This window comes from Microbacterium sp. PI-1, from assembly GCF_004337555.1.
GTDB lineage: Bacteria > Actinomycetota > Actinomycetes > Actinomycetales > Microbacteriaceae > Microbacterium > Microbacterium aurugineum.
The window spans coordinates 97871-109649 of record NZ_SJYZ01000002.1; the positions used below are offsets into that span (position 1 = coordinate 97871).

An 11779-nucleotide genomic window follows, 5' to 3' on the forward strand; every position below is an offset into this window, starting at 1 on the left:
GTAGGCTGGATGCATCGTGAAGAACGCGCGTCAAGTCCCGGCCGTCACCTCACTGCCGCAGTCTCCGCGGGATGAGGCAGACCATCGTGTGCGCCGCTATGCCTTGACGATGACGATCCGCATCGTGTGCTTCGGGCTCATGGTGCTGGTCCAGCCGTACGGGTGGTACACCTGGGTCTTCGGCATCTCCGCCGCTGTCCTGCCCTACATCGCCGTGGTGTTCGCGAACGCCGGGAGCGACAGCACCGAGACCACCGCGGAATCCCCCCTGCGGGAGATCGATGCCCCGCGGCCCACGCCGCTCGACTCCGAACCATCGGCTCCGCAGATCTTCACGATCCACGAAGGCCCCAAAGAACCATGAACGACTTCGAGTGCTCGCGTGCCGGTTGCCGGAGCGCGGCGACCCGCCAGGTGGTGTGGCGCAATCCCCGTATCCATGCCGCCGATCGCGAGAAGATCTGGTTGGCGTGCGATGCACATGTCGATTTCCTCCGCGACTACCTGGCGGCGCGCGACTTCCCGGTGACCGTTCGTGATGGGGTTCCCGCATGAGCCGGCGCCTGACCCGCTGGAGCGTGTACGTGCTCATCGCGATCGGCTTCGCGATCGCTTGCGTCTTCCTCTCGAACTGGCAGTTCGAGAGGAACGAGACGCGCGCCGCGCAGATCGAGCTCGTCGAGCAGAACTACGACGCGGCTCCCGTCCCGCTGTCCGCGGTGATAGGCGAGGACGGTGCGCTCGATCCCGACGACGAGTGGCGGCCCGTCACGCTGCAGGGTGAGTATCTGGCCGATCAGGAGCTGCTGGTGCGCAACCGTCCGCACGGCGGGACGAGCGCCTTCGAGGTCTTGGTCCCGTTCCGTGACGCCGATGGGCGCATCTTCATCGTGGACCGCGGCTGGGTACCTCCGGGCGAGGGCGCCGAGCCGGACTCGGTGCCGTCGCCACCGGAGGGAGAGGTCGAGGTGACCGTGCGTCTGCGCCCGGGCGAGCAGCTTCCCGCCTCGGGACGTGGCGCGCCCGAGGGGCAGGTGCCCACGATCAACCTGCCCTCGATCGCCGAGCAGGTCGACGGCGAGGTGATCACGGGGGCCTATGGTCGGGTGATCAGCGAAGATCCCGCAGGATCCGGGTCTCTGGGAGGCTTCGACTCCCCCACCGATGACCCCGGCCCGCACCTGTCGTACGCGATCCAGTGGATCCTGTTCGCCCTCATGGGATTCATCTTCATCGGGTACATCATCCGCACGGAGATCGTGAAACACCGGGAAGAGGTCGAAGGTGTTCCTGCGCCCGTGAAGAGTCCGCGTCGCCGTGATCACGACGCCGATGTCGAGGATGAGCTGCTCGACGTGCGGTGACGCCGGGACGGACGCTCAGTCCACCCAGGGCATCGGCCGCTCCGGCAGACGCGCGCTGTCATCCGGAAAGCGAGGCAACTCCTCGCCGGCGGCGCGGAGACAGAGCCAGCGCAGCTCCCCCGGGCTGTCCGGCCGTGCTCGCCAGGTGCGGGCGACGCCCTGACCGACGCGGATCACGGTTCCGGGTCCGACCTCGACGACGTCGTCGTCGAGACCCATCTGACCGCGCCCACCGAGGAACACGTACACCTCTTCGATCTTCCTGTGCACGTGCCAGTACCCGGCCTCCTCACCCGGTTCGAGCGCGTTCGCCGTCATCCCGATGTACTGCATGGTCAGCTCGTGATCCACGACCCTTCGGCCGTCGCGCGCCCGGGCGGCGTCAAAACCTCCGTGGTGGGCACGCCACTCGTCGAGCGCCCCGATCTCGACCACCTGATAGTCACTCATGCCTGCTCCTCGATGCTCCAACCGGCGTCGGTACGGTCATAGACGATTCGTGTGTGGTGCCGGTCGGGCGCACCCTGCCAGAACTCGACACGGGTCGCGAGGAGCCTCCAGAGGACCCACTCCCCGGGCGCCACAGCGGCACGGGCCTGGGCCGAACGCGCCGCGAGGTCGGCTGCGCTCTCCTCGACGGATGCCTCTTGAATCCGTCCGCGGACACGCACGGCACGCAGGACGGGCTGCCACCAGAAGTTCAGCGCGGCCACCGGGTGCGCGTCGAGCTGGGCGGCCTTGCGCGAGGAGCGGGAACCCGCGAAGGCCCATCCGCGCTCATCCACGTCTTTGAGGATCAGCGTCCGGGCGTCGGGTATGCCGTCGAGGTCGAGCGTCGCCAGGGTCATCGCGTGCGGCTCCGGCACTCCCGTCGCGGCCGCCGTCGTGATCCACTCCCGGAAGAGCGGTACCGGGTCATCGGGACGTTCGACGGCTTCACCCGGAGGTACTGCTCCCGTGAGCGAGGGCTGCACGCGCAACCACGCACTCATCTCGGAAGGACGGGATCGCGGCTCAGTCGACATGCTCCCGACTATGCCATGAGTCGCCGAGTGGATCCGTCATCGACCTGCACAGCAGGGCGAGCGCGGTCAGGCGAGCTCGATGAGGTCCTGATACTCCTGGCTCCAGATGTCCTCGACGCCGTCGGGCAGGATCAGCACGCGCTCGGGGTTGAGCGACTGCACGGCGCCGGGGTCGTGCGAGACGAGGACCACCGCGCCCTCGTAGTGCGCGAGCGCTCCGAGGATCTCCTCACGTGAGGCGGGGTCGAGGTTGTTGGTCGGCTCATCGAGCAGCAGCAGGTTGGCGGACGACACGACGAGCGTCGCGAGGGACAGGCGGGTCTTCTCCCCACCGGAGAGCACCCCCGCCGGCTTGAGCACATCGTCCCCGGTGAACAGGAAGGAGCCGAGCACCTTGCGCGCTTCGGTCTCGGTGATGTGGGGCGCAGCAGACACCATGTTCTCGAGCACCGAACGGCTGACGTCGAGATTCTCGTGCTCCTGCGCGTAGTACCCGACCTTCAGTCCGTGACCGGGCTCGAGCTGGCCGGTATCGGGCTGATCGACGCCTGCGAGCATCCGCAGCAGCGTGGTCTTTCCGGCACCGTTGAGGCCGAGCACGACGACCTTGGACCCGCGGTCGATCGCGAGGTCGACATCGGTGAAGATCTCGAGCGAACCGTAGGACTTCGAGAGGCCGCTCGCCATCATCGGGGTCTTGCCGCACGGTGCCGGCTTCGGGAAGCGCAGCTTGGCGACCCGGTCCTCCTGACGGACCTCGTCGAGACCGGCGAGCAGCTTCTCGGCGCGGGCGATCATCTGGTGGGCGGCCGCGGCCTTCGAGGCCTTCGCACCGAAACGGGCGGCCTGCAGCTGCAGCGTCGTCGCCTTCTTCTCGGCGTTCGCGCGCTCCTTCTTGCGGCGCTCCTCATCCGCCACCCGCTGACGCAGGTAGTTCTTCCAGTTCATGTTGTAGGTGTCGATGATCTGGCGGTTCGCGTCGAGGTAGAACACCCGGTTCACGGTCTCGCCGACCAGTTCGACATCGTGGCTGATCACGATCAGACCACCCTTGTAGCCCTTGAGGAACTCTCGCAGCCACACGACGCTGTCCGCGTCGAGGTGGTTGGTCGGCTCGTCGAGGATCATCGTCTGCGCGTCCGAGAAGAGAATGCGCGCGAGCTCGATGCGACGACGCTGCCCACCGGAAAGCGTCGACAGCGGCTGGTCGAGGATGCGGTCGGGAAGGGAGAGGTTGTTGGCGATCGAAGCCGCCTCCGCCTCCGCCGCATAGCCGCCCTGACCCTCGAACTGCTCGGTCAGACGCGCGTAGCGCTTCATCGCCTTGTCGGCCACGGCGGGATCATCCGATCCCATCGCGAGTGCCGCCTCGGTCATCCCGAGGTTCAGCTGGCCGAGACCACGAGCGTCGAGGATGCGGGTGCGGGCGAGGTCTTCAGGGTTGCCCGAACGGGGGTCCTGCGGCAGGTAGCCGAGCTCGCCCGAGCGGGTCACACTGCCGCCGGACGGCAGGACGTCACCGGCGAGCACCTTGGTGAGCGTCGTCTTCCCGGCCCCGTTGCGGCCGACGAGTCCGATCTTGTCTCCGTCGGCGACACGGAACGAGACGTTCTCCATCAGCAGGCGCGCGCCAACGCGGATCTCGAGGTCGTGCACGGCAAGCACAGCGGACGTCCGTTCTTTCGGGGAGGGTGGTCGGCCGATCGGCCAGCCTCCCAGTATATGCGTCGTAGCCGGGGGCCTCGCTCAGCAAGATCAATCCGGAGAGTGACGCAGGCGATACCGCGGAGGGATGCCCACCGCCGCACCCGCCGCATAACGTGCTCGAGTGGACATCCTCAACGAGCTCATCATGCAGGCCATCGCCTCCCCCTGGCTGTACCTGGTCCTCTTCGCGGTCACGGTCATCGATGGCTTCTTCCCACCCGTGCCCAGTGAGACCGTGCTCGTCGCCGCGGCGGCCGTCACCGCGTCGACGGGCGAGGGGAATCTCCTGCTCCTCGGTGCGGTCGCGGCGGTCGGTGCCGCGATCGGCGACAACCTCGCTTTCCTGATCGGGCGGGCGATCGGCACCACACGCTTCGCCTGGATGCGGCGCCCCAGGGTCGCCGCCACCTTCGCCTACGCCCAGCATGCGCTCGACCGACGCAGCGCCACTCTGATCCTCGGCGCCCGCTACATCCCGGTGGGTCGCGTCGCCGTCAACATGTCCGCCGGCGCTCTCGGCTTCCCCTGGCGGCGGTTCCTCCCGTTGAGCCTGATCGCCGGCACCAGCTGGAGTGTGTTCAGCCTCGCGATCGGCCTGCTCGCCGGTGCCTGGATCAAGGATCAGCCGCTGCTCAGCGCCGGCCTCGGGATCGTCCTCGCCCTCGTCGTCGGGCTCGTGATCGACCGGATCGCCGCAGCCCGTCGCCGCCGCGCCCCGGCCGCGCAACTGGCAGGATGACAGTCATGGCACGCCGACGCGAGCGCACACCTTTGCGCCAACGCATCAGCCGCCGCACCGCCGCCCTCGTGGCCTTGGGTGCGGCGGCCGCGGCGCTGTACGCGGTTCTGGTGTCGCTGCAGACCGTGTTGTACGGCACACCGCTGCCCCTGTCGTTCATCCTCGGTGCCGCTCTGTGCGCTTCGCCGCTGCTCGCACTCTCCCGCCCGGCGTTGGCCATCGGCCTCTTCACGGCGGCCGCCCTCACCCTGCCCCTCACGGTCGTCACCGAGATGGCGGTCGAGTCCCCGTGGCCGTGGTCCGTCCCCGCACTCCTGACGTTCGTGCTCTTCGTGGGCGTCGTCACCTTCGTCCACGGCGGACGACTCGGCGCGTTCGCCCTGCTCCTCGGTGCGATCGCGTCGCTTCTCGCGCCGGTCATCCGCCCCGACCTGGTGGCGCGGCCGGAGTCCTCGGCGAGTGCCACAGCCGACCTCATCGTCACGACGGCGGTCGCCGCCGCGATGTTCCTCATCGCGGCTCTGGTCGCCGGTCGCGTCCGGGTCGCCGCCGAGCTGACGCGCGAGAAGGAGCACAGCGCGCTCGAGGAAGCCAGGCGCGCCCTCGTCGAGGAGCGCACCCGGATCGCCCGCGAGCTGCATGACGTCGTCGCGCACAGCATGTCGGTGATCCAGGTCCAGGCGTCGACCGCGCGGTACCGCATCCCCGAGTTGGGCGACGTGGCGACGGCCGAGTTCGACGACATCGCCGCGACCGCGCGCAGCTCGCTCACCGAGATGCGACGGATGCTCGGTGTCCTCCGAACCGAGGATCAGGGTGCCGAGCTGGCCCCCCAGCAGGGCATCGACGACATCCCTGCCCTGGTCGACAGCATCCGGCGCGCCGGTGTCGAGGTCGGCCTCGTGCTCGAAGGCGGAGACACGACGAACGCCGAACCCGCCGTGCAGATCGCCGCGTTCCGTATCGTCCAGGAAGCACTGAGCAATGCGGTCCGCCACGCGCCCGGCGCGAGGATCGCGGTGCGGTTGCACGCGGACGCTCGCACCGTCCACATCCGTGTGCACAACGCCGCGCCGCCACACCGTCCTGATGGTCACGGAGGCGGCTACGGCCTGCGTGGCATGCGGGAACGCGCCGAGATCCTCGGCGGGAGCCTCTCCGCCGGCCCCGCGGAGGACGGCGGGTGGGATGTCGACGCCGTCCTTCCCGTCGCCCCCGGTAGCACCGCCTCTTCCCTCGACAAGGAGAATCCGTGACGATCAGCGTGCTCATCGCCGACGACCAGGCCATGGTCCGCGCCGGATTCGCCGCGCTCCTCGATGCCCACGAGGGGATCCGGGTGGCCGGACAGGCATCGACCGGGGACGAGGCCGTCACCCTCGCAGCACGTCTCGATCCCGACGTGATCCTGATGGACGTGCGCATGCCCGAGCTCGACGGGATCGAGGCGACCCGACGCATCCTCGGCCCGTCGTACCCGGCCGCGCATGTCCCCAGGATCCTCATGCTCACCACTTTCGACATCGACGACTACGTGTACGACGCGCTCGAGGCCGGGGCGAGCGGATTCCTGCTCAAGGACGCGTTGCCCGAAGAGCTCGTCCACGCCGTGCGGGTCGTCGCCGGTGGAGACGCCCTCCTCGCACCGAGCGTGACGCGGCGGATGATCGAGCAGTTCGCCGGCCGCCGCCCCCGCGCGCCACGCTCCGCGACCGCGCTCGCAGAACTCACCGATCGTGAACGCGAGGTGCTCGTCCTGATCGGCAGGGGCCGCTCGAACACCGAGATCGCCGCCGACCTCTTCATCGCCGAGCAGACGGTGAAGACACACGTCGGCAAGGTGCTCGCGAAGCTGAACCTGCGCGATCGCGTGCACGCCGTGATCCTGGCTTACGACACCGGTCTGGTCGAGCCGTCGTCCTGACTCACCCCCTCGTAGGGGGTCGCAACGGCACCCGGGGGTGATGCCGCTGCGGTCACCGCATCCATAGTCTCCTGGGACACCGCTCCCGAGGAGGACTCATGGCCATCGTCCAGACGCCGCACGCCGCCGTTTCCGCGCGTCCCCGGCGCCCAGCCCGCGACACCGGGATCGACTTCGTCCGGGCGCTCTGCGTGCTGGGCGTGGTGCTCCTGCATTCGATCATGGTGGGGGTCACGGTCGCCGACCAGGGCCCTGTCTTCACCAATGCCAGCGACGGCACCGCGTGGATCGCGCCGCTCAGCTGGTTGCTCCAGGTGATGCCTCTCTTCTTCGTGATCGGCGGCTTCTCCGGACTCCTCGCCTACCGGCGGACTCGGGAGCGCGGAGGCACGGCGATCGGATTCATCGCGGGTCGACTGCACCGCCTGCTGCGGCCCGCCGTCTTCACGATCGCGGCCGTCGGGGTGGGTCTGGCACTGCTCACGGTCGCCGGGGTCCCTGCCGACCTCATCGCGACCGCGGGATTCCGCTACGGCCAACCCCTGTGGTTCCTCGGCGTGTTCCTGCTCTGCCAGACCCTGCTCCCGCTGCTCGCCTCGGCGCACGAGCGGGCTCCGCATCGTACGATCACCGTGCTGGCCGCGGCGGCGATCGCCGTCGATGTGCTGCGCGCCGTGACCGGACTGGAAGGGCTCGGCTTCCTGAACCTCGCCTTCGTCTGGATGGCCCTGCAGCAACTCGGCTTCTTCCTCGCCGACGGACGCATCGACGCGCTCCGCAGGCGCACACGGGCGGCAGCCGGATTCGGTGCGTTGCTGGTGCTCGTCGCCACGTTCGCGTCCGGCCTCTACTCCTCCGACCTGATCGCGAACATCAATCCGCCGACCGGAGCGCTCCTCCTCGTGGGTGTCGCGCACACGAGCCTGCTGTCCTTGCACCGCGAGCGGCTCGAACGTTTCAGCCGGCGACCCCGCGTCGCAGCCTTCACCGGATTCGTGACCGTCCGCACCATGACGATCTACCTCTGGCACATGCCCGTGCTGCTCGTGATGGCGGGCGTCACCGCGGTCTCTGCGATGGCCGTCGGGGACACCCTTCCCGCACTCGACAGCGCGGGCTGGTGGGCCGGCCGTCCGCTCTGGCTCGTCACCGCCCTGGCACTCACCGCACTCGCCGCCGTCGCGTTCACTCGATTCGAGGCACAGCCCGCGCCGCAGGCGACGGCTTCGCGACCGCGGCTGGTGGTCGGTGTCCTGAGCGGTCTGATCGGCATCGTGCTGCTCCTGGTGCTCGGCACCTCGGTGGCCACCGCGCTGATCGCCGTCGCACTGCTCCTCAGCGCTCTCCGCCTCTGCTCGCAGGAGAAGACCTCGCCGTCACCGGTAACGGGTGTCCTCGTCCCGGCCTAGAGGTCAACCGATACCCCGGGCCGCCAGCGCGTCACCGACCTCGTCCGCATGACGCAGGGCCAGCACGAGCAGCGGGACGACCGTGCGCACCCCCAACCGCACGCCACGGGCGCGCTCCGCCTCCCGGAGGCGCTCGAGGAACCCGGCCATCACCGGGATCGTCGTGAGGGTGAGTGAGACGGTGAGGGCCGCGGCATCGGGATCCACCCCGAAACGGTGGAGCGGCCGCAGGAAGCGACGGAGCACAGCGAGGAGGTCGGACACTCGCGTCGTGAGCGTCAAGAGACTCGCAAGGAGGAGCACGGCGACGACTCGCCCCGTGTTGACCCAGGCGGCAGAAGGCGAGACGAAGACCGCCAGAGCGACGCCGAGCACGACGACGAGCCAGCGCAGACGCCAGATCTCGACGAACGGCACCCGGAGCGGGAGACCGCCGATGGCGTACAGCGCCAGCACGAGGGTCAGAGAGACGGCGATGCTGAGCGGGTCGTGCGGGTACAGCGACAGGACGAGGGATCCGAGCGCCAGGGCCGCCAGCTTGAACGTGACACGAGCCCGATGGAGGATGCCGTGCGCGGGAATGTACAGTGCGATCATGCGCACGCCCGACGGTAGGCCTCGATCACCGTCGCCGGCTCACCCACGGTACTGACCCGCCCCTCCTCGAACAGCACGACCGCCTCGCAGCGCGCGGCCAGTTCGAGATCGTGCGTCACGACCACCACCTGGGATGGCTGCGCGAGCAGGAGATCGCCGATGCGGCGCGCGTTGCGGAGATCGAGGAGAGTCGTCGGCTCATCGGCCACGATCAACTCAGGCTCGGTGATGAGCACGGAAGCGAGCGCGAGCATCTGCTTCTGTCCGCCGGACAGACTCGACGCCGGGACATCGGCGTGGCCCGCCAGACCATGCGCGTCGAGCGCCTCGCGCACCAGCGCGTCCGCCTCTGCTTTCGGACGCCCGCGCACCGAGAGCGCGAGATCTTCAGCCGGTGTCGGCATGAGGATCTGCGCGTCGGGATTGGTGAACACGAACCCCACACGCCTGCGGAGGTCCGCCCGATCCCGCTGCGGATCGATCCCGTGTACCGACACGTGACCGCGGCTCGGTGCCACCAGCCCGTTCAGAAGTCGCACGAACGTCGACTTCCCCGACCCGTTCGCTCCGATCACGGCGATCGTGGGGGCGCTCAGCTCCAGCGTGACGTCCTCGAGCACGGAGCGACCATCGAACTCCACCGACACCCCGTCGACCGCGATCACACCGTGTGCGACCTGGGTTCGTCCTGCCATCGTCATCGCTTCCTCCGCTGCCGCGCCAGTAAACCTGAACAGTGTTCACCTGAACGCCGTTCACTATAATGGGCGCATGACCCCCGACCCCAATCCGGCCCGACACGATCGAGACAGCGTCGCCCGCAACGCGCTCGAACTCCTGGATGAGGTCGGGCTCGCGGACCTCTCGATGCGGCGCATCGCCGGTCGGCTCGACGTCCAGCCGAGTGCCCTGTACTGGCACTTCGCGAGCAAACAGGAGCTGCTCGCCGAACTCGCCGATCGCATCACGGCGTCGATCCCCCTCCACGGCACCGACGTCTTGGAGACCGCACGCGGGATCCGCGACGCCCTGTTCGCCTATCGCGACGGCGCGGAACTGGTGCTCAGCACCTATGCCCTGCAGCTCGGCTCATCGCACGCCCAGTCTGCGCTGACACAGGCGCTGCGGGCCCAGGGAGCGATCGATGCCGACGAGCGTGGTGCCGCCCTCCTGCACTTCGTCCTCGGGCACGCCACCCTCGTCCAGCAGAGAATGCACGCCGACAGTCACGGAGCACTGCTCCCCACCCCGGAGCCCGATGTCACGGCCGGGCTCGACCGGGTCTTCGACCTCGGTGTCCGCGCCCTCGCCGGCGAACTCAGCGCGCGGGCGACTCCGACGCCTCCCCGAGGCTGAGTCCGGGATCCTCGGCTACCACAGTGAGCGGTGCCGCCCCGTGGAGCGACGACCACGTACGTCTCAGCGTCGGTCCAGGGGTCAGCGATCGACGAGCGCGGCGATGCGCTCGACTGCTTCGGTGAGAATCTCCGGACTCGTGCCGAAGTTCAACCGAACGTGCCCGGCGCCTTCGATCCCGAACGCGGGGCCGAAGTGCAGAGCGACTTTGGCGTCCCTCAGGATACGTCGTGCGGGGTTCTCCCCCCATCCCAGGGCGGAGAGGTCGATCCAGGCAAGGTATCCCGCCTCGGGTATGCGATAGCGCGCGCCGGGCAGATGCGAGGCGAGCAGGTCTTCGAGGAGGACGCGATTCTCGTCCAGGGTGCGCAGCAGACCGTCGAGCCACTCATCGCTCTCTTCCGAGAACGCGGCGACGGCAGCCAGGAGCCCGAACTGCCCCGTGCGCCACTCGACTTCCACCGGAAGACCCCGCACGACCGCGGTCGTCTCCTCATCGGCCGTGACCATCAGCGCGCACTTGAGCCCGGCGAGGTTGAACGCCTTGCTGGCGCTGACCACCGCGTATCCGACCCGTCGAGCGGCGTCGCTCGCGGCGAGGAAAGGAGTGAAACCCGTCCCGGGCTGTGCGAGCGGCGCATGGATCTCGTCCGAGATGACCGCGACGCCGAACTCCTCGGCCAGGTCCGCGAGAGCAGCCAGACTCTCCCGAGCGTGCACGGTTCCGGTCGGATTGTGCGGATTGCACAGCAGCATCGCCGTCGCGCCGTCTTCGAAGGCGCCGCGGATCCCAGCGAGGTCGAGCTCCCACCCGATCCCCGTGTCGCGCAGCGGCACCCTCTCGACCTCGGCACCGGACTCGGCGACCAGGTCGTAGAAGGGCGGATACACCGGCGGGGTCACGACGACTCGCTCGCCCGGCTGGGTCACCCGACGCAGGATCTCGACGAGGCCCATGCTGACATCCGCGGTGCTGCGCATGCGGGCGGGATCCGGGGACCACCCGTACCGGCGCGCCGCGAACGCCGCGAACGACTCGGCGAGGGGTGTCCGGGAGGCCACGTAACCGGTGTCGCCGACCGCCACCGCGCGCTGCAGCGCGGCGGAGACGGCAGGTGCGAGCGGGAAATCGGTCTCTGCGACGAAGAGCGGAAGCACGTCGGCCGGGTACTCGCGCCACTTCTCGCTGCTGCGCTCACGGAGTTCTGCCAGAGGCAGCGCCTTCACCTGAAGCATTCGTTCTCCCGAGATTCGACACACGCCATCGCGGTGTCCTCCGAACCGGCGCGCGTCGATGACGCCGACCGACGGTCCTCCGTGACGGTCAGATCGCGAAGCCGAGAGCGCGCATCATGTCACGCCCGTCGTCCGTGATCCGCTCCGGACCCCACGGCGGCATCCAGACCCAGTTGATCCGGAAGCGATCGACGACGCTGTCCAGAGCCTGAGCCGTCTGGTCCTCGAGGACATCGGTGAGCGGGCACCCGGCGCTGGTCAGCGTCATGTGGATGACGAGAGCATCGTTCTCGTCATCCCAGGCGAGGTCGTAGATGAGGCCGAGGTCGACGACGTTGATCCCGAGCTCGGGGTCCATGACGTCTTTGAGAGCCTCGGTGACCGCGTCGTACTTCTCGTCCGTGAGGGTCGCTGTCATGCGA

The 11779-nt window shown here is 68.8% G+C and carries 15 protein-coding genes; 8 read left to right on the plus strand and 7 right to left on the minus strand.

Annotated elements, in window-relative coordinates; genetic code table 11:
- Window positions 1–16 precede the first annotated feature (16 nt).
- The 3 genes from E0W80_RS02385 to E0W80_RS02395 are packed head-to-tail and all read left to right on the plus strand — an operon-like array spanning window position 17 to window position 1364.
- Window positions 17–364, plus strand: coding sequence for a DUF3099 domain-containing protein (locus tag E0W80_RS02385; RefSeq protein ID WP_047520031.1), 348 nt, complete (start codon window positions 17–19; stop codon window positions 362–364).
- Window positions 361–555, plus strand: coding sequence for a hypothetical protein (locus E0W80_RS02390; protein WP_047520029.1), 195 nt, complete (start codon window positions 361–363; stop codon window positions 553–555). The genes E0W80_RS02385 and E0W80_RS02390 overlap by 4 nt, the downstream gene beginning before the upstream one ends.
- Window positions 552–1364, plus strand: a complete 813-nt coding sequence (locus tag E0W80_RS02395) for an SURF1 family protein (RefSeq protein WP_131491164.1) — start codon at window positions 552–554, stop codon at window positions 1362–1364. Before E0W80_RS02390 ends, E0W80_RS02395 begins: the two co-directional genes overlap by 4 nt.
- Before the next feature lie 15 nt (window positions 1365–1379).
- Here the strand turns inward: E0W80_RS02395 and E0W80_RS02400 are convergent, their stop codons facing one another.
- The 3 genes from E0W80_RS02400 to E0W80_RS02410 form a co-directional block, all read right to left on the minus strand.
- On the minus strand, window positions 1380–1814 hold the full coding sequence (locus tag E0W80_RS02400) for a cupin domain-containing protein (RefSeq protein WP_131491165.1): 435 nt from the start codon (window positions 1812–1814) through the stop codon (window positions 1380–1382).
- Entirely contained in the window at window positions 1811–2389 is a 579-nt protein-coding gene (locus E0W80_RS02405) for a pyridoxamine 5'-phosphate oxidase family protein (protein ID WP_131491166.1), read from the minus strand. The genes E0W80_RS02400 and E0W80_RS02405 overlap by 4 nt, the downstream gene beginning before the upstream one ends.
- 66 nt (window positions 2390–2455) lie before the next feature.
- Window positions 2456–4054: an ABC-F family ATP-binding cassette domain-containing protein gene (locus E0W80_RS02410; RefSeq protein ID WP_047520019.1), complete on the minus strand. Its 1599-nt coding sequence runs from the start codon at window positions 4052–4054 to the stop codon at window positions 2456–2458.
- Between the two features lie 163 nt (window positions 4055–4217).
- Between E0W80_RS02410 and E0W80_RS02415 the strand changes: the two genes are divergently transcribed.
- The 4 genes from E0W80_RS02415 (at window position 4218) to E0W80_RS02430 (ending at window position 8168) form a co-directional block, all read left to right on the plus strand.
- On the plus strand, window positions 4218–4835 hold the full coding sequence (locus tag E0W80_RS02415) for a VTT domain-containing protein (protein WP_131491167.1): 618 nt from the start codon (window positions 4218–4220) through the stop codon (window positions 4833–4835).
- A 5-nt stretch (window positions 4836–4840) separates the two neighbouring features.
- Complete coding sequence (locus E0W80_RS02420; protein WP_131491168.1) at window positions 4841–6091, plus strand: histidine kinase; 1251 nt, start codon at window positions 4841–4843, stop codon at window positions 6089–6091.
- The gene (locus E0W80_RS02425; protein ID WP_131491169.1) at window positions 6088–6759 is read left to right on the plus strand and encodes a response regulator transcription factor; all 672 of its coding nucleotides are present in this window, start codon (window positions 6088–6090) and stop codon (window positions 6757–6759) included. The genes E0W80_RS02420 and E0W80_RS02425 overlap by 4 nt, the downstream gene beginning before the upstream one ends.
- A gap of 98 nt (window positions 6760–6857) precedes the next feature.
- Window positions 6858–8168, plus strand: a complete 1311-nt coding sequence (locus tag E0W80_RS02430) for an acyltransferase (protein ID WP_131491170.1) — start codon at window positions 6858–6860, stop codon at window positions 8166–8168.
- Between the two features lie 3 nt (window positions 8169–8171).
- On the opposite strand, the gene E0W80_RS02435 is transcribed toward E0W80_RS02430, so the two are convergent.
- Together E0W80_RS02435 and E0W80_RS02440 are read right to left on the minus strand one after the other, a co-directional pair.
- Window positions 8172–8765 (minus strand): CbiQ family ECF transporter T component, encoded by a 594-nt coding sequence (locus tag E0W80_RS02435; RefSeq protein WP_131491171.1) that lies wholly within the window; start codon window positions 8763–8765, stop codon window positions 8172–8174.
- Window positions 8762–9460: an ABC transporter ATP-binding protein gene (locus E0W80_RS02440; protein WP_131491172.1), complete on the minus strand. Its 699-nt coding sequence runs from the start codon at window positions 9458–9460 to the stop codon at window positions 8762–8764. The genes E0W80_RS02435 and E0W80_RS02440 overlap by 4 nt, the downstream gene beginning before the upstream one ends.
- 76 nt (window positions 9461–9536) lie before the next feature.
- Between E0W80_RS02440 and E0W80_RS02445 the strand changes: the two genes are divergently transcribed.
- The gene (locus E0W80_RS02445) at window positions 9537–10121 is read left to right on the plus strand and encodes a TetR family transcriptional regulator (RefSeq protein WP_052193278.1); all 585 of its coding nucleotides are present in this window, start codon (window positions 9537–9539) and stop codon (window positions 10119–10121) included.
- Between the two features lie 81 nt (window positions 10122–10202).
- Here the strand turns inward: E0W80_RS02445 and E0W80_RS02450 are convergent, their stop codons facing one another.
- Together E0W80_RS02450 and E0W80_RS02455 are read right to left on the minus strand one after the other, a co-directional pair.
- A complete protein-coding gene (locus tag E0W80_RS02450) occupies window positions 10203–11357 on the minus strand; it encodes an aminotransferase class I/II-fold pyridoxal phosphate-dependent enzyme (RefSeq protein WP_131491173.1) in 1155 nt (384 codons plus the stop codon).
- A gap of 88 nt (window positions 11358–11445) precedes the next feature.
- Complete coding sequence (locus tag E0W80_RS02455) at window positions 11446–11775, minus strand: metal-sulfur cluster assembly factor (RefSeq protein ID WP_021200756.1); 330 nt, start codon at window positions 11773–11775, stop codon at window positions 11446–11448.
- Between the last annotated feature and the right edge of the window lie 4 nt (window positions 11776–11779).